The 24,843-nt window shown below is 35.4% G+C and carries 20 protein-coding genes and 1 pseudogene; 10 read left to right on the top strand and 11 right to left on the bottom strand.

Annotated elements, in window-relative coordinates; translation table 11 throughout:
* Window positions 1–56: 56 nt before the first annotated feature.
* From lipB to ACFIJZ_RS06035, 3 genes are all read right to left on the bottom strand, one after another.
* Window positions 57–794 (bottom strand): lipoyl(octanoyl) transferase LipB, encoded by a 738-nt coding sequence (gene lipB / locus ACFIJZ_RS06025; protein ID WP_375631295.1) that lies wholly within the window; start codon window positions 792–794, stop codon window positions 57–59.
* A gap of 146 nt (window positions 795–940) precedes the next feature.
* The gene (locus ACFIJZ_RS06030) at window positions 941–1,792 is read right to left on the bottom strand and encodes a YgcG family protein (protein WP_273791580.1); all 852 of its coding nucleotides are present in this window, start codon (window positions 1,790–1,792) and stop codon (window positions 941–943) included.
* Window positions 1,792–2,424 carry a LemA family protein gene (locus tag ACFIJZ_RS06035; protein WP_375631296.1) on the bottom strand — a complete coding sequence of 211 codons (633 nt, stop codon included), beginning with the start codon at window positions 2,422–2,424 and terminating at the stop codon, window positions 1,792–1,794. The genes ACFIJZ_RS06030 and ACFIJZ_RS06035 overlap by 1 nt, the downstream gene beginning before the upstream one ends.
* Window positions 2,425–2,815: 391 nt before the next feature.
* Here ACFIJZ_RS06035 and ACFIJZ_RS06040 point away from each other — a divergent pair, with 391 nt between their 5' ends.
* From ACFIJZ_RS06040 to ACFIJZ_RS06080, 9 genes and pseudogenes are all read left to right on the top strand, one after another.
* Window positions 2,816–3,625 carry a class I SAM-dependent methyltransferase gene (locus ACFIJZ_RS06040; RefSeq protein WP_375631297.1) on the top strand — a complete coding sequence of 270 codons (810 nt, stop codon included), beginning with the start codon at window positions 2,816–2,818 and terminating at the stop codon, window positions 3,623–3,625.
* 1,306 nt (window positions 3,626–4,931) lie between these two features.
* On the top strand, window positions 4,932–6,470 hold the full coding sequence (gene hutH, locus ACFIJZ_RS06045) for a histidine ammonia-lyase (RefSeq protein WP_273791578.1): 1,539 nt from the start codon (window positions 4,932–4,934) through the stop codon (window positions 6,468–6,470).
* Between the two features lie 415 nt (window positions 6,471–6,885).
* A complete protein-coding gene (locus tag ACFIJZ_RS06050; RefSeq protein ID WP_375631298.1) occupies window positions 6,886–7,245 on the top strand; it encodes a hypothetical protein in 360 nt (119 codons plus the stop codon).
* A gap of 448 nt (window positions 7,246–7,693) precedes the next feature.
* Complete coding sequence (locus tag ACFIJZ_RS06055; RefSeq protein ID WP_375631299.1) at window positions 7,694–9,070, top strand: amino acid permease; 1,377 nt, start codon at window positions 7,694–7,696, stop codon at window positions 9,068–9,070.
* Window positions 9,071–9,807: 737 nt separating this feature from the next.
* Window positions 9,808–10,102 (top strand): annotated as a pseudogene (locus ACFIJZ_RS06060) (hypothetical protein); the annotation flags it as partial.
* A 215-nt stretch (window positions 10,103–10,317) separates the two neighbouring features.
* Entirely contained in the window at window positions 10,318–10,731 is a 414-nt protein-coding gene (locus ACFIJZ_RS06065; protein ID WP_375631300.1) for a hypothetical protein, read from the top strand.
* A 363-nt stretch (window positions 10,732–11,094) separates the two neighbouring features.
* Window positions 11,095–11,496 (top strand): hypothetical protein, encoded by a 402-nt coding sequence (locus ACFIJZ_RS06070; protein WP_375631301.1) that lies wholly within the window; start codon window positions 11,095–11,097, stop codon window positions 11,494–11,496.
* A 162-nt stretch (window positions 11,497–11,658) separates the two neighbouring features.
* Complete coding sequence (locus ACFIJZ_RS06075; protein WP_375631302.1) at window positions 11,659–12,108, top strand: hypothetical protein; 450 nt, start codon at window positions 11,659–11,661, stop codon at window positions 12,106–12,108.
* Window positions 12,109–13,014: 906 nt separating this feature from the next.
* Window positions 13,015–15,765: an autotransporter outer membrane beta-barrel domain-containing protein gene (locus tag ACFIJZ_RS06080; protein ID WP_375631303.1), complete on the top strand. Its 2,751-nt coding sequence runs from the start codon at window positions 13,015–13,017 to the stop codon at window positions 15,763–15,765.
* Between the two features lie 972 nt (window positions 15,766–16,737).
* Here ACFIJZ_RS06080 and ACFIJZ_RS06085 read toward each other — a convergent pair.
* The 5 genes from ACFIJZ_RS06085 to ACFIJZ_RS06105 all read right to left on the bottom strand — a co-directional run bounded on the left by ACFIJZ_RS06085 (window position 16,738) and on the right by ACFIJZ_RS06105 (window position 20,521).
* Window positions 16,738–18,003, bottom strand: coding sequence for an acetyl-CoA carboxylase biotin carboxylase subunit family protein (locus ACFIJZ_RS06085; RefSeq protein WP_375631304.1), 1,266 nt, complete (start codon window positions 18,001–18,003; stop codon window positions 16,738–16,740).
* Complete coding sequence (locus ACFIJZ_RS06090) at window positions 18,000–18,947, bottom strand: DMT family transporter (protein ID WP_375613117.1); 948 nt, start codon at window positions 18,945–18,947, stop codon at window positions 18,000–18,002. The genes ACFIJZ_RS06085 and ACFIJZ_RS06090 overlap by 4 nt, the downstream gene beginning before the upstream one ends.
* A complete protein-coding gene (locus tag ACFIJZ_RS06095) occupies window positions 18,944–19,141 on the bottom strand; it encodes a hypothetical protein (protein WP_375631305.1) in 198 nt (65 codons plus the stop codon). The genes ACFIJZ_RS06090 and ACFIJZ_RS06095 overlap by 4 nt, the downstream gene beginning before the upstream one ends.
* 1 nt (window position 19,142) lies before the next feature.
* Window positions 19,143–20,132, bottom strand: a complete 990-nt coding sequence (locus ACFIJZ_RS06100) for a DUF6421 family protein (protein ID WP_375631306.1) — start codon at window positions 20,130–20,132, stop codon at window positions 19,143–19,145.
* Window positions 20,133–20,203: 71 nt separating this feature from the next.
* Complete coding sequence (locus ACFIJZ_RS06105) at window positions 20,204–20,521, bottom strand: hypothetical protein (protein ID WP_375631307.1); 318 nt, start codon at window positions 20,519–20,521, stop codon at window positions 20,204–20,206.
* Between the two features lie 800 nt (window positions 20,522–21,321).
* On the opposite strand from ACFIJZ_RS06105, the gene ACFIJZ_RS06110 reads away from it, so the two are divergent.
* On the top strand, window positions 21,322–22,110 hold the full coding sequence (locus tag ACFIJZ_RS06110) for an ATP12 family chaperone protein (RefSeq protein ID WP_375631308.1): 789 nt from the start codon (window positions 21,322–21,324) through the stop codon (window positions 22,108–22,110).
* Window positions 22,111–22,144: 34 nt separating this feature from the next.
* On the opposite strand, the gene ACFIJZ_RS06115 is transcribed toward ACFIJZ_RS06110, so the two are convergent.
* The 3 genes from ACFIJZ_RS06115 to ACFIJZ_RS06125 all read right to left on the bottom strand — a co-directional run bounded on the left by ACFIJZ_RS06115 (window position 22,145) and on the right by ACFIJZ_RS06125 (window position 24,654).
* Window positions 22,145–22,690 carry a hypothetical protein gene (locus ACFIJZ_RS06115; RefSeq protein ID WP_375631309.1) on the bottom strand — a complete coding sequence of 182 codons (546 nt, stop codon included), beginning with the start codon at window positions 22,688–22,690 and terminating at the stop codon, window positions 22,145–22,147.
* Between the two features lie 156 nt (window positions 22,691–22,846).
* The gene (gene glnA, locus ACFIJZ_RS06120) at window positions 22,847–24,256 is read right to left on the bottom strand and encodes a type I glutamate--ammonia ligase (RefSeq protein ID WP_375631310.1); all 1,410 of its coding nucleotides are present in this window, start codon (window positions 24,254–24,256) and stop codon (window positions 22,847–22,849) included.
* A 59-nt stretch (window positions 24,257–24,315) separates the two neighbouring features.
* Window positions 24,316–24,654, bottom strand: coding sequence for a P-II family nitrogen regulator (locus ACFIJZ_RS06125; RefSeq protein WP_015856528.1), 339 nt, complete (start codon window positions 24,652–24,654; stop codon window positions 24,316–24,318).
* Between the last annotated feature and the right edge of the window lie 189 nt (window positions 24,655–24,843).

The following is a 24,843-nucleotide window of genomic DNA, read 5'->3' on the forward strand; positions in this document are numbered from 1 at the left end:
ATAAAATATTTATTAAAATAATTTTATGCCTGTTTTTTATTTAAAAATCAATGCACTTAGAAAACATCAATTGTTGGACCAAAAATTTGTTCAAAAGCGTGTTTGAGAGCAATATCAATATCATGCATTGCTACAGGGCAACCTAGATCAAGAAAGCTCGTTACACCGTGGTTTGTAATTCCACAAGGAACAATTCCTGAATAATGGGCTAAATTAGGATTAACATTGATAGAAACTCCATGAAAACTTATCCATTTTCGCACTCGAATGCCAATAGCTGCAATTTTATCTTCGGAATAAATATCATTTTGTTTTGATGGGAAATGAGATTGTTTAACCCAGACACCAACGCGATCTTCTCTGCGTTCGCCTTTAATATTAAAGTTTGCAAGCATCTGTATGATCCATTCTTCTAATGCACTAATGAAAGCACGAATGTCTTGTTTTCGGCGTTTAAGATCAAGCATGATATAAGCAATACGCTGTCCTGGACCGTGATATGTAAATTCACCTCCACGTCCTGCTTCATAAACAGGGAATAAATTAGGCGCCAAAAGATCTTTTTTATTTGCACTCGTCCCCGCTGTATAAAGGGAAGGGTGTTCAAGAAGCCAAACTTGTTCATGCGCGGTTTTTGCAAGAATTTTTTCTACACGTTCTTGCATATAACGCAGAGCTTCAGGATACTCAACTAGATGATCACTTATCTTCCATTCAACGGGTGGATTTCCTAGAATTGCATTAAAATGATGTGATAAGTGATTACGATCCGTATGTTTCAATTCAAATGTCATTGGTAATATTTATCTTGATGTTTGAGTTTATATTGTAATCAATAAAAGTGATTACAGAGTAAGGTATAGAATTGTTGAATAAAAGAGAATACGTTCATAAATTTTATCTTAAGAAGATTTACTACGCTTAAAAATCCACGTTCCTTTTACCATCTTCCTGTTGCACCGCCCCCACCTGATGATCCACCACCACCCCTAAATCCCCCTCCACCTCGAGGACCACCGAACCTTCCACCAGGATATCTGCCACCGGCACTTAAGTTAAGAAACCAAGGTGTGAAGATGATCCCCAGCCAGAGATACTTTTGTGGACCCACTTTTTTACCAAAAATCATTGCAAGAATAGGAAGACCAAACATTATAAAAAAGGCTAAAAACATAATTGCATTGATTACCATTTCTTCTTTTTCAGCTTGTTTACGTTGTTCTTCAACGATTTTAGCTTTTTCTTTGATACGAAAAGTAAAATCAGAATTACTTTCTGTAATAACTTTGATAATTGCATCAACTGCTTCAGCAATTCCTTTTTGATAATTTCCTTCGCGAAAATTAGGAATCATGAAGCTATTAATAATGACAGAGGAAAGAGCGTCTGTTAGCTCTCCTTCCAAACCATATCCTACTTCGATACGTGCTGTGCGTTCATTCGGTGCAATGACCAGTAATACACCATTATTGATCTTCTTTTGGCCTAATCCCCATGTACGAAAAAGAGAATTGCTGTATGTTTCTATATCATTGCCCGAAAGAGTAGGGAGTGTCACAAGAACAATTTGATCTCCCGTTTTCTCTTCGAGTGCTGCCAGTTTTTTTGTCAAGTTTTCCTTGGTTGCATTATCGAGCAAATGAGCCACATCATTAACATAACCTGTTAAATGAGGAAATTTTATTTGCGAACAAGCGATACTTCCCAATGCAGCAACTAAATACAGAGAGCAGATAAAAGCCCATAATTGTGGAAATACAATACGTTGCAAAGAGTATCGAAATGATTTCATTAATTAAAATTAACCTTTGGTGTTTGTTGGCTATCAGTATCGATGGTAAAAGTTGGCATAGGTTTAGCATCACGAAACCATAATTTTGCCCAAATCATCGTCGGCATTGTTTTGAGTGCAGTATTGTAGGCACGTACTGTTTCAATATAATCGCGGCGCGCAACGGAAATACGGTTTTCTGTTCCTTCTAATTGTGATTGAAGAGCAAGAAAGTTCTGGTTTGCTTTAAGATCCGGATAGTTTTCAACAACAGCCATAAGTCGCGAAAGTGCACTTGATAAATTTGCTTGATTTTTGAGATATTGCTGCATAACTTCTGGGTTATTCAACATATCTGCATTAATGTTGACTTGCGTTGCTTTAGCACGTGCTTCAATTACATTTGTGAAAACACTTTGTTCATGAGCTGCGTAAGCTTTTACTGTTTCTACAAGATTGGGGATGAGATCTGTACGACGTTGGTATTGATTGAGCACTTCACTCCATGCTGCATGTGCTTTTTCTTCATTTGTTGGTATCGTATTAAATCCGCACCCACTTAAAAATGGCACTAACCATGCCAAAAAAATCACGATTGAAAATTGTTTTAATATTTTAAACATTGAAATTGAAGAATTTTGTACATTTAACATAAAGATGTCTCCACAGATATTTTATGTATTATATAGGGTTTATCTTCTTGGTGGAAAGTATTTTGAATTTTATAAACAGGCATATTTATCAATAAATCGACATCTCTATGCGTTTTAGGCACGCTTAAGTGATTTGTTGATATTAAAATAATAAGGGTAATATAGATGTCATATTATAAAAGTTCAATAATATTTATATCAATTATTATTACAGAAAATTATATTATTTTCGTAGTATTTTTGTGTTTCACAACGTGCAGATCACAATTGGAAAAGGAAAAAATGTAAGTATCAATCTTATGGAAAGATAGAAGGTAAGGGCAGTTCTTATTTTCTCTCCTTTAGAAGGTGTACTTAATATGTTGGACAAAAAAGGGCTTTTAAACTATGTATGGTAGTAATTGTGAAGAAGGCGGAAAATCCTGTGATAGAAAGTGTTCAACGGCAAAGTGAAAAGTTTGATGGATTGGCTAATGATTATGATCGTTATCGTCCTCGCTACCCCCTCACTTTATTTAAAACCATGCTCCATCCTTTTAAGAACAAAAAGCATTTATCCATTGTGGATGTGGGAGCTGGGACAGGTATCGCATTAGAGGGAATTGTTAAATTTTTAGGAAATGAGCACCAATATCATGCTATCGATGTATCGGCAGATATGATTAAGAAGGGGCGAAAAAAATTTCCTACGGTGCAGTGGTATCAGGGCCGTGCCGAAGACCTATTGCCTCAAATCGGTGAGGTCGATCTTGTCATTGCAGCGCAAGCGTTTCAGTGGATGGATCGTCCTAAGTTGCTTTGTTCTGTTTCAGATCAACTTCGAGTCAATGGTGTCATGGCTGTTATTCAAAATAATCGCGATTTCCAGCATAGCGAATTTCTAGAGGCTTATGAGACATTGTTAGAGAAAATGAGTCCGAACTATTCTCGGTATTATCGTAATTTTGATTTTTTACAGGAAATGAGTGATGGCTTTGGGGTAGATCCAGGAAAGATTTTTTTTCATACGCACAATTGGACGATGATGATCCCATCTGAAGCTTTTATTGGAATGAGCCGCTCTTCAACGCAAGCGCAACGCGCTATTGCACGCTATGGGGAAGAATATTTACGGCAATTAGTTGCATTGACAAAGAAATATGAAGTGCAAGGTAATTTGGAGCTTTTGTATCGAAGTGAACTCTATATGTATGCGGGATAATCTGATATCGATGATTGCTTTTGCTCTTTTAGCACATCAGAGTAGGCGGTATTCAGGAAATTAACGCATTATAAAGGCAGATTTTGAGGGGGCAGTTTTTTCTTCAGCATTCACGTTGACATCTTATTACGTCTGATTTTCATTGTTCACTTGATATGAGAGAGTTTAAATAGAAAATTTATGCACTGCATTATAGTATTGAAGCGCTTTCTTTACTGCAGTTTAACAACAGATTATTTTATAAAATAAGAAGAGGTAGATTGAATAGAAATATTTGATAATTCTTTGTTTTTATGATTGTTTTTTATTATTAAATGAGAGTGTTTTTAATAAATTTTGACAAAAACAACTGAAAAAGTATAAAAATTATCATAATCAGAAATTTGTAGTAAAAAAGGTAATGGCTTGGAAGCACCTTTAAAAAACAACTCATTTTGAAATTATCTCTAAATTCAGATTCAATATAACAAAAAAGTAAAATATAAATATGTTATATGGAGCATTTCTCTTTTTTAAAGATATAATATAAAAACAATATGTTAATTAAATTTTTTGATATAAGAAAACTTCTTTTATTTTTATTTTAAATAACGGGTTAGGGCGAGTCTTGTGTGGTTTTATTGAAGATGTGCTTTTTAGGTTTAAATCTGGCGCTTTAAATACAATTTTAGAAGTAGCAAAAAAGCTCAATTTCTTCTCTGTTGTGATGTGTTGAATAAGTTTTTTAATTTTCTATAGAGTTTAATTTTTGCAATCATGATAGATTGTGACAGCTATCTGTCTAAGATTATAAGTTTAGTAGGAATAGCTTAATGATAAATCTATTGAGTTCTCCATCTTTACGCGTCATAAAAGAATAAGCCTGCACTATCACACACTTTGTCATCTCCCAATGTTGCGACAGCTCTTGACACGGCTCATAAGAGGAGTAGTCCTTTTTTTTACAGTTTTATCTATACGCCAATTTCGCTTATGACGTGCAAGCGAATGGTGTTGATTGATTCAACATACACAGATTTGGAATGAGAGAGTCTTAAGATATTCCGCTCTCTCATTTAATATGAATCATGCTAGATTATAATTATAAATTAATGCGTTATCTATTTTTGAAATCCATGACCTTAGTTGTGTTTGTCAATATTTCATTTTCATTTATCGTCAACTATTCTACTTTTGAATAATAACTCCATTATAAGGAATACCTTTAAAAAAGTATTCTCGCTTTAAAGAGTCGTTATAGTTTTTTTGTTTTATAGAAGCATCAATAATGCTAAACATTATACTTTGATAAAAAAGAAAGTAAATTATGACTATTATACTGAAACCGAGCGAGGTGACGCTTAGTGAACTTGCGGCTATTTATTTTAATGGTGAAGTGAGTAAACTTCATAATGACACGCATTTAGCTATCGAGAAAGGGGCACTGCGCATTGCTGAAATTGCTGCTGGAAGTGAGCCTGTGTACGGTATTAATACTGGTTTTGGGAAGTTGGCTTCCATTAAAATTGATGCGGACGATGTTACTGTTTTACAGAGAAATCTTATTTTGTCCCATTGTTGTGGGGTAGGAGAACCTTTAGCTGAAAATATTGTGCGTTTGATAATGAGCTTAAAGCTTATCTCTTTAGGAAGAGGAGCTTCAGGAGTTCGTCTAGAATTGGTAAATTTGCTGGAAAATATGCTTGCAAAGGGCGTCATTCCTGTCATCCCTGAAAAAGGGTCTGTTGGTGCTTCAGGTGATCTAGCTCCACTTGCTCACATGGCGGCTGTTATGATGGGAGAAGGGGAAGCATTTTTTCAAAATATTCGTATGAGTGGAGCTGTTGCATTAGAGAAAGCGGGATTGTCCCCTATTATTTTAGAGGCAAAGGAAGGTCTAGCTCTTATTAATGGGACTCAAACATCAACAGCCCTTGCACTTGCCGGTCTTTTTCGAGGTTATCGGGCATTGTGTGGTGGATTGTTGGCAGGGGCCTTGACGACAGATGCCATCATGGGATCAACGGCGCCATTTCATCCTGATATTCATATTTTACGAGGACATTATGGGCAGATTGCCGTATCGAAAACATTAGAAAAGCTTGTAGAGGATTCAGAAATTCGTGCAGCACATTTACGGGGTGATGAGCGTGTACAAGATCCTTATTGTATACGTTGCCAGCCACAGGTCATGGGGGCATGTTTTGATATTTTGCTGGCAGCAGCAAAAACACTGATTATTGAAGCAAATGCTGTTACAGATAATCCATTGATTTTAAGGAATGGTGAAGTTGTATCAGGTGGGAATTTTCATGCTGAACCTGTAGCGTTTGCTGCTGATCAGATTGCTCTTGCTTTATGTGAAATAGGATCTATTTCTCAACGGCGTATTGCTCTTATGGTTGATCCAGCAGTTTCTTATGGACTTCCAGCTTTTTTAGCGCATAATGCGGGTCTTAATTCAGGTTTTATGATTGCTGAAGTAACAGCGGCAGCTTTAATGTCTGAAAATAAGCAAATGGCCCATCCTGCTTCCGTTGATTCAACCCCAACTTCAGCCAATCAAGAAGATCATGTTTCAATGGCTTGTCATGGAGCTCGTCGGTTATTGGTAATGAGCGAAAATCTTTTTACACTTATTGGCATTGAAACGCTTGTTGCAGCACAAGGAATTGAATATCGTGCACCTTTAAAAACAAGTACTTTTTTGCAATCTGTTATGGAATGTTTACGCAAAAATGTTGCTTCTCTTAAGGAAGATCGCTATCTGGCTCCAGATCTTCATCAAGCACATATACTTGTGCGTGAAGGGCACTTATTATCTGTTTTACCAGAAACAATTTTTCCTTCATTAAGTTTTCAATAATATTTGTTTTAAGGACAATGATGAAGGGCGGATATTGAATTTTGAAACTTCCTCATATGAAAATATAGAAGATCAATACTATATTTGAATTATTTAATGAATTATGTATATATATGTTATTTATAGTCAACTAGATATTTTATTATTTTATATGGATCTGATTTAGCATCATAATTTTATAGAAACTATAAATTTAAAGTACCTATACTTTCTGATTTCTATCAGAAATTTTAATCTAAGTTAAATAATATTCACAAATTATATGTTGTAATATTATATTTTTATAAGTACAAATTATAATATATGTATTATATTAAGTAAAAATAAAAAATTTATTGTAGATTCTTCTTATTTGTTAATACTTTATGAATTTTATATTTCATTTTTGATATTTTAAATAAAAAAGGAGAAAGAAATGTTTAAAAGTGCTAGATTATGTGTATCAATAACAGTTATTTTTTTCTCTCAAATTCTTGAGATTCATGCAAATTGTAGGAGAGGTGGCTTTCCAGAGGAAGTTTTCATTACAATAGTGGACCAAGAGAAGGAGCCTCTGATTTTAGCGAAAAACAAAGATTTTATTGCTATCTCAGGGCAAAATCCCGAAGATAAGGAGAATGCTATCATTAGGCCAACAGTCAAAGATTCTATTTTTAGCGCATATTTTTTTTCCATTGGAAAGTTTATCTTTAAGACAGTTGGAGTCCTTAAAAGATGGGTTGTAAATACAATTTCTCATACTTTTGAAGGCTTGCGAGATTCGTATTATCATTGATTGAGCTATTCAATTGGCGTAAAAAGTTTGCTTTGTGGGCTCAAAGAGAGTTTTCTTAAAGTAACAAAAAATTAATTGTACGCATAGTTAATGCGTTTGTTATGAAGTTTTAGGCTTCTATTTTCGTGCACGGAAATAGAAGCCTAAAAGTTTAGATTACATTAAGATTAATTTTCTCTGTAAAAAACTAGAGAATACGAAATGAATTAAATGACAATTATAAAAAAATTCATTATCACTTTATTTGAATAAAATAATACGAAATTGCAGGCTATAAAAGCTGAGTAATTCGCAATAAAAGTATTTTTTATTGTTTAGAACAAAGTGTTTGACGGGCTGGTCTTCGATGTTTTTTGAAATATATTTGTGAAAGAAACATGAGGCTTTATTTATCATAAAGCTGTTATCGTTGTGTGGATTGTCAGCATTTCAAAAAGTAAGGAAAGAAATGGCAATAAATAAACTGAAAAGAGGGATGAGTAAGCGCCAAGTTATTTTTTTAGCTCTTGGCTCTGCTATTGGAACAGGTCTTTTTTATGGGTCTGCACAGGCAATTAAGCTTGCCGGTCCCAGTGTTTTGATTGCCTATTGTATTGCTGGTTTAGCTATTTTTATGGTTATGCGGGCTCTAGGAGAGATGATACTTCATAATCCATTACCTGGTTCTTTTGCTCGTTATGCGGCAAATTACATATCACCATTAGCAGGTTTTTTAACGGGATGGACATACGTATTTGAGATGATTCTTGTTGGTTTGGCTGATATTACAGCTTTTGCGACTTATATGGGGTTTTGGTATCCTGATGTTGCTCCTTGGGTATGGGCACTGAGTATTACATTAATCATCACAGGTATTAATTTAGCTGCTGTAGAAGTCTATGGTGAACTAGAGTTTTGGCTATCTTCTATTAAAGTTATCGCTATCATTGCGATGATTATTTTAGGAATAGCAATTATTTTTTGGGGGTGGGGTGAAGGTGCAAATTTTTCTACCGTTACTGTTCATAATTTATGGAAAAATGGTGGACTTTTTCCCAATGGTTGGTTTGGTTTTTTAGCTTGCTTTAGTGTTGTTGTTTTTGCTTTTGGTGGCATAGAAATTATTGGCATGGCAGTCATGGAAGTTCAAAACCCTCATCAAACGATTTCAAAGGCAATTAATTCTACTCCAGTTCGTATTTTGCTTTTTTACGTCATGACGTTAGCTATTTTAATGTCTCTTTATCCTTGGAATGAGATTGGTCTTATGGATAGCCCTTTTGTATCTATTTTTGAAAATCTTGGGATTTCGTATGCAGCAAATATTTTAAATATTGTTGTTGTTACAGCGGCTATTTCAGCAATGAATAGTGGAATGTATGGTGCTTGTCGTATGATCCATGGTTTATCGCAGGAAGGTTATGCTTTAAAAAAGTTTCAATATTTATCAAAAAATGGTATACCAGTTTTTGTTATTTTGATGATCTTCGGTATCTTTCTTCTTGGTGCTGTCCTTAATTATTTTTACCATGAAAAGCTTTTTTTTCTTATTGCCGCAATGGCAACATTTGCGACAGTTTTTGTTTGGATGATGATTCTACTTTCACAATTTTTTATGCGAATTAAGATGCCTAAAGAAGCACAGAATGGTTTAAAATTTCCCATTCCATTTTGGCCAATAGGATCGATTTTTTCTATTTTATTTATGGTTTTTATTTTTATTCTGTTATGGTATTTTGATGAGACACGACCGATTTTAATTATAGGTTTTAGTTGGATTGCTTGGCTTATTATTTGTTTCTATGCACTTAAACTTTATAATTTTAAGCAAAAGAAACAGCAATAAAATGTGAATAGAGATAAAGCTCAAAACAAATAGCTGATGTCATCAGGAAAACAGGTGTTTGATTGTTATTCTCTAAAGGTTAGAACAATCTAGATTGAAAAAATCTGCTCGTTATTATTTTGCTTTGGAAGTTTTGTGAGCCATTGCTTACGGTAACGACCAAATCATATAAATATTAGGCATTTTTTGATGGTGAGCCCTGCAATCAATATAAGTCTTTCAGGTAAAAATGCCTAATAGTGCAAATAGATTTTACCAGATACAAGATTATAGGCAGATATCTTTTTCTAAACGTATTAATGAAGTTCTGTTCCACAAGAGAAGTTATTGTAAGAATTGTTCTTTAAGCTCTTTAAAAAATTGGTTGTTTAAATTTTATTGTTTAGAAAACTACTATTGCTTTTAGAATCGAAGATAAAGTTCTTTATGTATTTTTTCTCAAAGAGGATTGGCGTTGGTAGAAAATAGTGGATAACAAAGTCATTAGAGGCATTGTATGATTGTATTTGCAAAAACTTTAATAAAGAGCAGCAAGGTATCACAATAAAATCTCATAGAAGAGTAAATTAAAGAGAACAATGAACGCGTGACAGTGTTACGACTCTTATTGTTATTGCGCTCACAATAGCAAGGATCAAACTTATTTTTTATAATATTGATACGAGAGTAATTTTTATCACAAGTGGAGGCGGACAAAATGCACTCCGCAACTGTATTGCGGTGCAAAATCATTCAATACTACCATAAAAGGTGCTCAAGAACACTACGATCAGCAAAAACAATCGTCATCAAGTGGCTTTTTGCATGAGAAATCGTCCGATAGTTCTTAATCGCATACCACAACGGTCTCCTCTATTCTTGGGGCGACGGGGCAACATCGTGTTAGACGCACAAGGAGAAGCCAAGATTTCTGCTTCTCATCTGATTTCCGGTCAAGATATCAATGTAATGGGAGAAAGTATGACGATTGTTGGCATGACAGACCATCATAGCAGCCATTCACAGACGCATGAAACAGGTTTTTTGATGGGCATAGATATGACTTTGTAAGCCGATGGATTGGCGGTAATGGCTATACCTACGGGACACTCCCTGCTGGTAGTAACGTTTTGATAGAATGGTTGAGAGTGGCTACAAATCCCATAAGCTCCCATACCTGTCTTGGAGATGTGGGTTATAAATGCCAAAAGTTTTTATGGCACATCTCATCTAGAACAAAAGCCTTGAATTAAATCATGGAGTAAAAAATGAAACAAACTCTAAAATTATTAAGTGCGATAACTCTATTCAGTATCGCTGGATGTCAGTTTAATAAGCCTCCTTCAGGATACTTGACTGCTTGGGAGAAGCCAGGAGCAGATTTTACTGAAATAGGAAAAGCATTATTAGAATGTGGTATGCCAACGCCTTATGATGTATTTCCAGAAAATAGAAAGCAGAGCATCAATGCAAAAGCAACAACTTATGCTTGCATGATTCAATCAGGATTCCGCTATAAAGATGAAGAAGTAGCAAGAGCGGGAGGGTGGTGTTATACTTTTAGAGCCGAAAACTTGCCCATTTGTCGTCTAGGCGCTGTGATCCCTAGGCCCAGTGTCAAGAAGCGCTTGAACAGCCCTTATTGTAAACAGTATAAAAATGCACCTGAATGCAAACCTTAAGTTTTGCTGTTTGTGATGATCAACAATCCCTACCTTCATGCTTCTCATGCCCGTACGGGGATGGCTTAATTCAGCATGTCAATGCTAATTATTTATGAGGACAACAACTGTTGGCGCAATGATATAAAATATCTATTTTGGTTGTAATCAAAATATTGATAATAATTATAAGCATATCGTTGATAGAATATGGTTTTAGTAATAATTTTACCGTATTTTTGCTATAATAATTATGGCATAATCTTCGGAAAGATAAAAATAATATAGGCTGATAATGTTCATCATTGTTTTGGAAATAAAAAACAGCATGTATAATAATTTATAGATTGTTTCGTAATATCAAAATTACTCAAGGATAGGAAAATGAAGCAGATTTTAAAATTATTAAGCGGGATAACCTTATTTGTTATGGCAGGATGTTACCCAGAGCAGCCTTCTCGAACAGCTGTAGATGCATGGGAAAAATCCGGTGCAGATCAGCTTGAGATAAAAAAAGCCCTGTTAGAATGTGGAATACAGCATCTTGATGGTCGTCTTGATACAGAAATAAGTATGGATGAAAAATTCAATGCAGAGGAGTCTGTGAATGCATGTATGATCCAAGCAGGTTTTCAAGATAAATTGGGAAGAATGAAGTGGTGTGAGAAATATGAAAATCTTCCAATTTGTCAGCCTGATGCAGTTATTCCTCAGCGAAGTGTAGAGAGGCGTTTGAATAGTCCTCATTGTAAAGAGCATAAAGAACAACCTGAATGTCAACCTTAAGTATTGAGGCTGCTGTAATCAAAAATCCTTACATTCTTGTTTTTGCATGGGGTGGGTGGGATTGTTTCTTCAATATCTATATGCTAACAAGAGTCATCTTGCGTGTGAGCAAATATTAGAAGACTTATCAGTCTTTCTATCGTAAATATTGAAGGAGGGGGAATGAAAAAAACATTGAAATTATTGAGTGCTATAATTTTATTAAGCACTGCTGGGTGTATTAGCAAACCTCCCCCATCGACATTAGAATTATGGGAAAAGCCCGGTGTCAATAAGTCTATGGTCCAACAAGCACTGTCAAAATGTGGTTGGAAACCAATCTACGCTTCTTCTGAAAATATGGATTCGCGTGCAAGTGATTTTACAGCAGTTTATGAGTGCATGACTAAAGCAGGTTATCGGTACAAATTACAAGATTCAAAGGGAATCTATTTTTCATCAGCGCCGCGAAGTGATTCATTTTTAGTCAATTTAATGGTAGCAGGGTATCAGCAGGTTATGGACAATGATACTTTTGGTGTAACCAATTCGACAAAACAAGAGCGAGATTTGATGTTACGTTTTGAAAATGATAAAAAGCGCCAGAAAATAAAAAAAGCTTTGCACAAGTGATCGCCAACAGTAGAACGTTGATTTTTAAAGAAATAATTGAATAAAAATATTAAACGGGAGAAGAGAGAAATATCGGTCTTTTGTCTCCAATGTAGTTATATTCATCAGCTACGAGATTGGCAATAGTATTGTTGTCAGATGATGCTAGCGGGGGATAGTGAGTTGTTGTTTAGAGAAATTTATTCAATATAAAGAATGGAAAATAATAGCTTTGCTAAAATATTTGCTTTAACGATAATAAACAGATAGCTTTCATAGAGCTGATTTTGATGAAATTTCATTTTGGTGTTTTTAAATTTCAAAATGGTGAGTGTTTTACTGTATTTTAGATTTTATCAAAAGATCTAAAATATTACATTTATTAATTCAAATTTTTTTGTTAGATGTCTAGCATTTCTAATATAGAAATTATGTAGATTAGCTTATACATTAGTGTGCAATTTCTTGTTTTTTTGTTGTGGTTGAAGGAATAATGCGGTTATAGATTGCGTGTACTGTATCTTATTTGTGCTGTGTTTTATTAAAACGTTTTAATCGTTTAATCTTAAAAGTTATTCTCATTTTGTTGTATTTTAATTTTTCGGTGGTGAGATAAATTGAATATTGTATCTCTTCAAAGTTCGCATTTTTTCACGTTTTTTTAAAGATTGGTGTTTCGGCACTTTGTAATTGCAGTTTTCAGCGGTTTTTGAGATGCCTTCTTTAAAGGGATTGTCATCCTAAATGGTATTTTTAAATTTTTTGTTCTTTCTTTACATAAGACACAAAACATATTATTTAATGCTGTAATTTATCATAAAAAATAAAATAATTTTGTTTGTTTCATTCTTGTTGTGTTTAATTTGTGGTTTATTTTTTTTGCCAGCATTTTTTGTTTTTGTTGAAAAAAGAAAGTTTTGAAAAACAATGATAGTCAAGGTATCTAACAATCACTTGTATTCGTGCGTTTTTACAGCAGCTATTTTTTCTTTTTTGTTAAATATAAATGAGGCACATTCTCATTCATATACATCACTGTCATGTGACAAAAACAAATTACCTTATGAATGCAGTGATGGTTCAAAGCATACAATTAGTGATAAAGTATATAAATTCACGGCACCTGTTAAAGAAAAGAATGGGGAGGGGCGGTCTCTCATGTTACCTGCTGCTATAGTAGTGCAGGAGCCAAATACAGTTATTCAGGCAATGCGTGTAGAGGTTGAAGCTACTGCAGGTATAGAAGATATTTATGGTGTTTTGGTATCACAAGGGGGCAAAATTGTTTTGAGCGATTCAGCTTTTAAAAATGTATCAATAGGTCTTAAAGCTGATAGTGGAATGATTGAGGTTAATCGTGGAACAATTGAGGCTTCTCAGATTGCTGCTTATGCAGAGAATCTAGGAGCATCTGTTACGTTAACGGATACAGAAATTAAAGTGGAAGGTTTGGGTATCGGTCAAGAGAGTGCTCTTTTCGTTAGGGCTGATGCGAGTATTCAGATGAAAAGTGGATTTATTGATGTGAATGATGCTGCTGCGCTTTATGTGGGGAGAGGGGGTAGTGCGACTTTAGATGGTGTTACCATTGCTTCAAAATATCAAAAAACAGAAGACAAAGAAAATACAAATGAAAAAATTACACATACAGTTTTCAATGTAAAACATCATGGTTCTGTTTATGTAAAAAATACGAATATTATTTCTACGGATGTTCATGTTTTAACAGTTGGACAAGATTCTAACACACCATCCAATAATGGCAGGGAAGGAAATATTTTAATTTCACGGGTTAATATTGAAGATTCAACAATTAAAGCAATCGGTAACAAACATGGTATGTATTTTGAGAGGGATGGGGAAAATGATGCGTATGAACAGGGACTTGTCTTTTTGAAAAGGACAATTTTTGAGGTTCCAGACGGAACAGCTATTCATAGTAATAAAAGTCGTAGTTATATTGGAGTAACAGAAGGTACAAAAATTTTTGGTGATTTATTATTAACAGCTGAAAAGGGGGGGACTGTAGCGATTTTGGCTGATTCCTCTTCATTGATAGGAGGGACTCGTGTTGCCGATGATTCTATTGCTGAACTTTATTTAACAGGGGGATCAAAATGGTTTTTGACAAAAAGAAAAGGGATAGATTTGCAAGTTGCAAACCGTACAAGTTCGTCTATTTCATTTGTGAAAGTTTCTGATAGTTTTATTGCTTTTGAGATTCCAATGTTTCAGGAGTATCAGACACTTTATATTGGGAAGGGAGAAAAAGAAGTTTATAGTGCGCAAGATAGGGCAGATATTTATCTCAATACACATCTCAGTAGTGATGGTTTGCTCGATAATAAAAAAACTGATCGGCTTTTGATACATGGTGATGTTTCTGGAAAAACGACAGTTTATGTGCAATTTGTTTCAGGAAATCAGGGTGAGATAGCAACCGGTGAAAATGCTCATAGTATTTCACTTATTCAGGTTTCTGGAAAAGCGGCAGAGGATTCTTTTCAGTTAAATCGTGCTTATATCGCATTAGAGGGTTTGCCTTACCAATATTATCTTCATGCTTATGGTCCAGCTTCTGCTCTTGGAAATGCACAAACTTCTCAAAGATTGGTTGAAGGAGATGGAGATTTTTGGGATTTCCGCCTTGAAAGTAAATATATTCAGCCTGCTTTAGAGGTGTCTGCTATTCCCCCTTCTGAGTTAAAGATCAGGGAGGTTGTTCCACAGGTTCCCACTTACCTTCTGGTACCAAATGCTTTGTTTCATGTTGGGCTCATGGATATTAGTCATCAACAAAAGCAGTTGCACGTTAGGCGGTCTATTCCTCGTAAATTATTAAAAGTTGAAGGGAATTTTGCTTTATCTGTTCAGAGTTATGGTGGACGTTATCGTTATGTCTCAGATCTTTCTACACTTAAATATGGGTACGATGGACATGTTGATTATAACGCTATAGAAACAGATCTTTTGCTTAAAACGGTAGAGAGTGCACATAATACGACATCTTTTGGGATTATGGGAACCTATGGAAAACTTTCCTTACAACCTCATAATGTGGAACAAAGTCAAAAGAGTACATTTAATAAATGGTCATTTACGGCATACGGTAGTATGAAACACAACACTGGTTTTTATGTAGATGGTCTTTTATCTTATGGTTTGTTTAAAGGGGATGTGCTTACCCATGCTTGGGGTAAGACGGCGACATTAAAAGCAAAACCTTTGAACGTTTCGTTTTCTGCTGGTAAAGCGTTTATGACAGGAGGTGAAGGTCTTATTTTTGATCCGCAATTTCAGCTTATTTATCAACATCTTCAATTTGATAAGTTTCTTGATATTGACGGATTTGATGTTGAGATGAAAAAAATAGATCAATGGTTTATGCGTGTTGGTGGGCGTTTAAGTAAAACATTTACAGCCTCTGAAAAGGATCGTATCATTTCTTTTTATAGCACTATTCATCTTGCTCATTGTTTTGATAAAGAACAATTTGTTCATTTTAAAGATGTTTTCCAGTTGGGTTCTTTCGGGTCTTCCTTAGAAACAGGTTTGGGTATCAATGCGCAGTTTTCTTCTAAAGTTACACTTCACAGTGATCTTAGCTATCAGCATAGGTTAACCAAGGCTGGTTTTTCTGGAGTTCATTTCTCTGGTGGTTTGCGCTATCATTTTTAATAAATCTTTTTAAAAATAATAAATGTAATTTTTAAAGTTTTATTTTATTGTCGGGATTTAAACCATTGATGGTGCAGAATTTTAATTGCTTCTTTTAATAATGCTATCATGTGTTTTAATAAGTATGGAAGGATCACGTTGATTTATTTTTTTATCTGGTTGATAGGGGAGCTTAAATGCTTCAAAAAAATTGATAATGGGACTGTGAATCTATTTGTGTTATTTTGACTATAAATATTGGGGATGTGTTTGTCATCAGCTTTTTAAAATAGTAGCCTTATTATCCGATCATGCTGTAAAGTACTGGCGTTTGAGGTCGCTGATATCAATCATGAAAGGCAGGGAGATATTGACTGTTGATTAAAAGCTTTTGCTGTTAAGCAAAGGAGGAGATATGTACAATATACAGCTCGATCGTTTCGTGGATGATGCGTATTTTTATGCTTTAAAATTTTGCAAAAAGCGTTTTTGAAGCTGTTCGTATCGATCGCATTATTGTAGGTGGATAATGAGAAAAGTGGTAAAGCTTGAACACTTTTAACATCAAATTCAATATTTTCAGTTCTTAATAAAGATAAATCCTTTAAAAAAATTGTTCTAATGGCTGTATTGAATATATGAACAAGATCATGTCTTCTTTGTTAAATAGATATGAAATATAAGTTTTAAATCAAAGTGGGGGAGGTAAGATCTTTTTTTCTTCTTTTAAGACGTGGGGAGAAGAGGTTGATCGTATCAAAAAAGTCGTTTAGAAGTTTTTATTATTGTTTCAAATATAGAAACATTGAAGAGCTTTTATTAAAATGGGGTGTAAAAGTAGATTATATCTTCCTCAATTCCTGTTTTTTGAAATATGCACCTTTAATGGAAGATGTTTGCAAAGTTTTAGGCAATCGCATTCGCATTGTGAGTTCGTTTGTATCGATAAGATTTATATTAAAGTTCAGGGGCAGTAAAAATATCTTTATCGGACTATTGATAAACATGGTGTTTCCATATGATGCTTAAGGTGTCATCGAGCCATTTGTGGTAATTGCGTGCTTCTTCGTTTGAGTTATGAACAGAGAAAATAAAACCAGGATATCCACCAAATGCTGGTGGAGGTGGTGAAAGATGATTGGTTTCAAAGAAAATGATAGTTCTGGCGGTTTGAGGATGCTGTGCAACCTTATCTAGACCTAAAAATCCAGAAAACCGTCCATGACCACGAAGAGGAATAATATAATTTGCCGCCACTTTTTCAGCTGGGAGTATATCGGGAAGGTCTGGGGTTTGTTCAGCTAAAGCGGCATTCATACATAGTTTTGCAAATGAAATCCCTGTACCTTGCTCAACAATAAAATGGGAGACACCCGATCCACCTATACGAGCGCCAATCTCAATGATATAAGGTAAATTATGAGCATCTAGGCGTAGCTCTACATGGGCAGCACCTATATTTATACCAAGAGCTTTAACTCCAGAGCATGCAGCCTCACATAAAGCAATAATTAAAGGATCATCTATATCACAGCGTTGACGATAAATTGTTTCTTCAAACCATGGTCCCTCAGGCTGTCCCTTGTCTCCAACGGCCAGAACGTGTACACCTGCTGTATCAACAAAGCATTCTACGACAAACTCTTTTCCTGGCAAATACTGTTCTACGACTAAACCTACAGGTTTACTTTTATCATTAAAACGTGCCATGTCTTTATGCTGAACATTCCATACGGCTTTAATGAGATCAGGAAGTTCGGCGGAATTTTTAGCTAACATTACGCCTGTACTTGCCCATCCAGAGACGGGTTTAATAACGAGTGGATAATCCAAGGCTTGTGTTTGTGATAGGTCTTCTGGATGATCTATATAAAAGAATCCTGGTGTTCTTAAGCCTGCTTTAGCGAAAGCTTGACGCATGAGATATTTATTTCTGGTTAATGCTGCTACTTCTGGTTCAATACTTGGAGTATTGATTTTTTTTGCAGCCAAAGCTGTCCATAGGATGGCTTCTTCGCGAAGGGTCATAACCCCAGAAATATTGCGTTCTTTTGCTCCCGTTGCAAAAGTGTCTAGAGCTGCCTCTGGGTTATCAAAAACAGGAAGTTGCCAAGTTGAAGTTACTGCTGCAGGGTGTTGAGAGGGAACGCTTTCAGCGGTATCATAGATCATTACTAATTCGATATTAGCTGCTTGTGCTGCTTCAAATATAAATGGTAATTTTGCATTGCGCTGGCAAATTAACGCGAGTTTTTTCATTTTGTTTCCTCATTAAATTTGGAGTTTTGAGAATGGCGTTTATGTTGCCATGTAGATACCTTTGATGCATCTATAAATAAGAGTGTCATCCCTATAACAACTACAATCATAGCAATTATTTTGATCATATTGAGAGAAGGGCTCGAGCCGATTATCCATTCACATGCAATCACTGCAAAAGGGGATAATACGCCGATAGTGTTGGCGTATAATACGCCTCCTTCGGCTAAAACTTTTTGATATAATACGTAAACTGGTGCCGAGCAAACAGTTCCTAAAATCAATATTTTAAATATATCTTCTAACTTAAGATAGAAGAGTGGGGCAGGATCAAAAATAAATAATGGCATAAATGATGCTGCAGAAATTGTCGTGATCCAAGCCAGTGAGGTGAGCAAAGGTAGATTTTTAAGATAACGTTTAGACAATAAGCCATAAGCAGAGTAAGAAAGTGCTGCTGTTAAGGCAAGCACTACTCCTATCAGGTTATAATATCCACCTTCTCCACTATTTATATTGAATACTACAGCTGCTACACTGACAATTATCACTCCACTAAGCTTCAGCCATGAGAATTTAAGGACATTTGTCAATGCACCTAATATATAAGTAATTCCTGGAATAGTAGCGAGCACCATGGTTAAATCACTGGCTTTGAGTGATTTTAATGCACCAAAACTGCATACAAAATACAGCGAAAATCCTAACACTGAGAGAATTAAAAAAGAAGGTATCATGGAAAGCAATGGTAGGGATCTGAAAACAGCTTTCTCACGAAATATTGCAATCAGCCATAAGGTGGCAGCGGTGGCAAACAACCTAAGTCCAACCGCATGCATGACGGGTATATTGCTAACCAAATTCTTAGATAATAACCAACTTATGGAAAACAATGCTAGAATGGCAAAAGTAAATAATAATAATCGTCCTTTTATAAAACTCAATGATTTAATCCTCTAATCACTCGCTGTGCATAAGATGATGTTGAAAAATTAAATCGTGACTTTGAGGTCTGTGGTTTTCCAAGATTATTTTGGATATAATCTTTAGCTCCTGCCAAATAAGCGTCATCATCTAATGCTTCAAGTGCTTCTATATCTGCTATCATCAATATTATTACTTTTTCAAGACGCTCCAAATCAAATTGAAGATAACCTTGATTTGTTCCGCATCAATATTTCAAAAAGCAAGATCCCTGTAGCAGCATCGAATGTCATATGCTGATCAGAATCTTTTGGATAACGAAATATGCGTTCTAATAGGATAAATTCAGTTATTTCTTTCCAAAATTTTGGATGATTTTGTAGCATAATACGCACTGTAATTAAATCAACTTTAGTTTCTTCTAGAAGACCTGTAAACCAATTTAATTTTATATACAGATTTTTATCCAATGGCCGCGGTCCGGTATGATGTGCATAGTCATGATAATAGCCCCACAAACAGCAAGCATCGAAAATGTCTTCTTTAGATAAGTTACGACTATGCAATTGACCGAACAGGAATTTACTATCTCGACCGAGTAAACGTTCAGCTTCCACAATTGTTTGCTTGTTGTAAATATCAAAGAATTTACTGAAAAAAAACAAAGCAAATGCTTGCTTTGTTTTTTTTTGAGCAGCCGCTACAGATTCTGGGAATAGAACAATGCAATTGCCTTCTAAAAAACCTCTTGATGCTATTCCCATTTTTATACATTGAAAAGGTGATACATAATTATTTGTATATTTTGAGGCGTCAGCAAGATAGGCCGTTTCATGACGATATCCTGTAACTAATTCCAGCCGGAATCCTTCTGGATCAGGTCCATTTGTTGCACGCATTGGAGCCAAGAAAAACAAGGGAGCATCTGGTAATGGGGCTTTGAAAGCAGCCAAAGTGTTATCAAATTTAGGAGGGGTCGTTAAACCGCTGATTATCCACTGATGAAGATCATCAGAAATGGTCGCTAAAAGTTTTGGAGATAATCCGTCAAGAATATTGGCATGGTGGTTCAGCAGAGTGATCAATTCATTGATCATATTATTATCTGCTGAAGTTGGTTCTTTAATGCTCCCATCTCGTTCTTGGCGCATACGGAATTTGTCAACCAAGTTAACAATGGAAAGAAGCGCTTCAGATTTTTTCATGATTAGTTGACTTTAGCGAGTGGAGCAAAAAGGCCATTGGCACTTGTCCAAAATTTTCGACAATATTCAGCCTATAGCGATTTGCCGCAACCGATGTTGTGATACAAGAATCTTGCTTTTTCAGCCTTACAAAGAACGGCTGCATCAGCATTGCTGTTGGCAAATACTTTGTCATATTGATGAGCTACCAGAGATTGTGGGGCAGGATGAGTCGCTACGGTTTTAATTTCATCAATGTTATTGCGTTTAGCTAAAACCATAGAGTGAGTAGGCATGATAAAGCTGTCAAATAATTGCATATCACCTAAACGGGTAAATATGAGTGTATGTAAATCAGGGTAAGCAGCACGGCTTAGAAGATACCTATCTTTTTTTTTGAGCAAGTTCATTAAATGCTTCTTCAAGAGTTGCGTATAAGATAATACGGGATCTCGAGTCAGTGGACAAAATATTTTTATTGTGATTGTTAAGCCACCATTATTCTGTAGTTGCACAGTTAGTATCTGCAGGGACAAGTGTAAAGGCATTATTTTCAGATTACATGATCTCTATTCTTTTAATTATGCGACTAAATTTAAATTAGTGTAATATGATAGAGTATATCAAGCACAATGCGTTAAGTAATTTAGTGCTTTATAAAATCATGTATATGTGAAAGAAAATTTACGATATAATTTTGTTTGTTCATTATTCTATCATGCCGTAAAACATTGTCGTTTAGGGGAGTGATTGAGCAGGAAAGTTCTACACAGGGGGTATTTATTGAATATGTTAGAGAATTATTGGAATGGTTAAACAAAGGTGAATGATACGTAAAGCACACTGCTCTATCATTTTTTAGATGATCAGCGTTTGTGAATTTGTTCATATTGATTATACTATTGTAGATGAATAATAAGAAAATTGGTAAGACGTGAACATCTTTGCCATAAAATTCAATATATTCAAATTTTTAATTAAGATAATATTTAAAAAAATTATTCTATATTCATGACTGTATTGAATATATAAAAAGATATTACCATTGTCTTGTTTGTAAAAGAAACATGAAATATAACTCTTAAATTAGAGTGGGATTGGCTAGATTTTTTCTTCTTTGGAATCGTTAAGAAGGTCAGATTAAACCTTATTGAAGCTATAGAACCTAAAAAAACAGTCGTTTTTTTGAAAAGATCAGAGGTAAACAAATATGCGTGGGATTTTGGATCATTTTGATATGCCATTGAATAAGAATAAAAAAAGTTCTGTTCAAAAGATTCAAAATCTTTCATTCCAATCACACCCAAAACGGTTTTATAAGCAAGTGAAGATCGCTTGTGAGGAGGTCGGCTTTACGATTTTGTTGGATGAACGTCCTGTAAAAACGCCCGCAAGGCGTCATTTTCATGTGCCTACAGAAGTGTTTGCTGAATATGTTGCTCAGGAATTTGAGAACCAAAAGCACGTTGTTGATCCTGCAAAAATGCCGATGACGCGTTTGGTTAATACTGTTATTGATGGTATCGCTGATGATATGCAGGTGGTTTTTGAAGATTTATTGCGTTTCGTTGCATGTGATATGATCTTTTATCGTGCACAGACTCCTAAAGAGTTGGTGCAAAAACAATCTGAACAATGGGATCCTTTATTAGATTGGGCAGAAAAAAAACTGGGTGCAAGGTTTTATTTGACAGAAGGGCTGATGCATGTGGAACAATCACCAGAAGCACTTCAAGCTGTGAGTCATTATTTACGTAGCGTTGAGTCTGCTTATATGCTTGCTGCACTTCATATGATGACAACCTTAACGGGATCTGCTCTCATTGCTCTTGCTGTTGCTGCGGGAAACATTGATGCTGATCATGCTTGGTCTATTGCCCATTTAGATGAAGATTGGATGATGGAGCAATGGGGAATAGATAAAGAAACAATGGTACGTCGTGCTCATAAAAAAGTTGAATTTAAGGCTGCTGCTACAATTGTTACAACTTGTTTATAGGGGAAAATCTTTTATTTACGTGCATTCTTTTCGCTCAGAGTATTTTTGTGACTTTTTGAGGATTGGTTTTTACTTTATCAAGTCCAGGAAATATTTCATTGGTTATGGTTAAGAGCGCTTCGTCATTGCCACGGATAAAATACCATTGGTTATCGTGAAGTAGGGCAATAATTTCAGTTTGAATAGAGCATTTTTTTCCAGCATTTGTTGTGGTTACAAGCTCCACGGGTATAACAAAATAAGGGGTACCATTATCAAGGGTACCTTCACGTTTTTGTTTTTGATCAATGTTGATCGTTTCAATCTTGTAACTTTCTGCCAACCGTTCTATTTGGCTTTTCATGATTTGTAGAAATTGTGATTGATTAAGATTTTTTTTGGCGGTTAAGCGGTTGATGACTTGGGGAGGAATAGCATTTAAGATGGCATTTGCATCGGCATTTTTAAGTGCTTTACTATAAGCAGATGTTGCTTTCTCAAGAGTTGTAAGTTTTTGGTTGGTTATTGTATGTGCTTTAGTTGTTGATGTGATAAAGACAATGCATAAAAGAACGGGAACGAGAAAACAAATTCGCGGCATTAGAAACCTTTGTTAATTCATTTGAAGAGATTCAACACATTATAAAGGAAAAGCGGATGAGCAAAAAGCCTCTTGCGCTTTTGCATGAGAAGAATATCCACAAAAATGGAGGCTTTTGCCTCCATTTTCAAAATCAAAAGAATGCGTATTGATTGTTTAAACAGAATAGTACATATCAAATTCAACAGGATGAGGTGTTGTTTCGTAGCGCAAGACTTCTTGCATCTTTACTTGAATGAAGGAATTAATCTGATCATCATCAAAAACGTCGCCAGCTTTAAGAAAGCCACGATCTTTGTCAAGTGCTTCAAGCGCTTCACGTAGACTTCCTGAAACGGTAGGGATTTCTTTGAGTTCCTTTAAGGGAAGATCATAAAGATCTTTATCCATAGCATGTCCGGGATGAATTTTGTTTTTGATGCCATCAAGACCAGCCATTAAAAGGGCTGCAAATGCCAAATAGGGATTTGCTGTTGGGTCTGGAAAACGCACTTCTACGCGTTTTGAATTTGGTGAGGAGCTCATTGGAATACGGCAAGATGCAGAACGATTACGTGCTGAATAGGCAAGAAGAACAGGAGCTTCATAACCAGGAACCAAACGTTTATAGGAGTTTGTGGATGGGTTTGTAAAAGCATTGATTGCTTTTGCGTGCTTAATAACACCACCGATAAAAAACAGACAGGTTTCTGATAGTCCGGCATATTCATTTCCTGCAAAAATGGGTTTGCCATCTTTCCAAATGGAAATGTGGACATGCATTCCAGAGCCGTTATCACCAAAAACTGGTTTTGGCATGAAGGTTGCTGTTTTCCCATAACTATTTGCTATTTGATGTACAACATATTTAAAAATTTGCATCTTGTCAGCCTCGCGAACAAGTGTATCAAAACGAATACCCAATTCATGTTGGCCTGCTGCTACTTCGTGATGGTGTTTTTCGACCTGTACGCCCATACCCTTGAGTGCTGTGAGCATTTCAGAACGCATATCTTGGCAGGAATCAATTGGCGGAACAGGAAGGTAGCCTCCCTTTATTCGTGGGCGATGCCCTAGATTTCCTGTTTCATATTCCGTATCATCATTGGAGGGAAGTTCACTTGAATCGAGTTTAAACCCTGTGTTGTAAGGGTCCGTTTTATAGCGCACATCATCAAAGATAAAAAACTCTGCTTCTGGACCTACATTGATTGTATCTCCAATGCCTAAAGATTTCATATAAACTTCAGCCCTTTTGGCGATAGAACGAGGATCTCTACGATAAAATTCACCAGAGACAGGATCAAGTACATCACAAAATATGACCAAAGTAGATTGAGCAAAAAAAGGATCAATGTGTGCTGTTTCTGGATCTGGCATTAAAACCATGTCAGATTCATTAATTGTTTTCCAACCAGCAATTGAAGAACCATCAAACATGACACCATCACTAAAAGTATCTTCGCTGATCTCTGCGATATCCATTGTAATGTGATGCAATTTTCCTCGTGGATCAGTAAAACGTAAATCAACAAAACGGATTTCGTTGTCTGTAATCTGTTTGATAATATCTGATGCGGTTGTCATATTCAATTTCCTTAATGTGGCGTTGAGGTGGATAAAAAAGTGAATTTTCTCGTTATTTATTAAAGGGCATCGATACCGGTTTCGTCCGTGCCTATACGAATTGCATCATCAATGGAAAAGACAAATATTTTTCCATCTCCTATATGTTTGGTTTGAGCTGCTTTACGTATTGCATCAACAGTTTGTTCCAGTTTTTCATCGGACACAACAATTTCAATCTTTACTTTAGGTAGAAAGTCAACAACATATTTCGTACCACGATAAAGTTCTGTATGTTCCCTTTGACGACCAAAACCTTTCGCTTCTGTTACTGTAATACCATGTAACCCAATTTTTTGAAGCGCTTCTTTCACTTCATCAAGTTTGAAAGGTTTTATAATGGCTTCAATTTTTTTCATGCTGAAATTATCTCCAACGTTATTTTGTCTTTTTAGACTGCATCACATTATATTGACAACTGTAAGATGTCCAACAGATACTTTGTGCACAAAAAGTCGCAAATAATGATACTCTAAGCTCTTTTAGGAGAGTTTCTTTTGTAGAATACAGTCAAACACTGTTTTTTGGGAAAAAACCTTACAATTCTT

This window comes from Bartonella sp. CL70QHWL (assembly GCF_042194855.1).
GTDB lineage: Bacteria > Pseudomonadota > Alphaproteobacteria > Rhizobiales > Rhizobiaceae > Bartonella.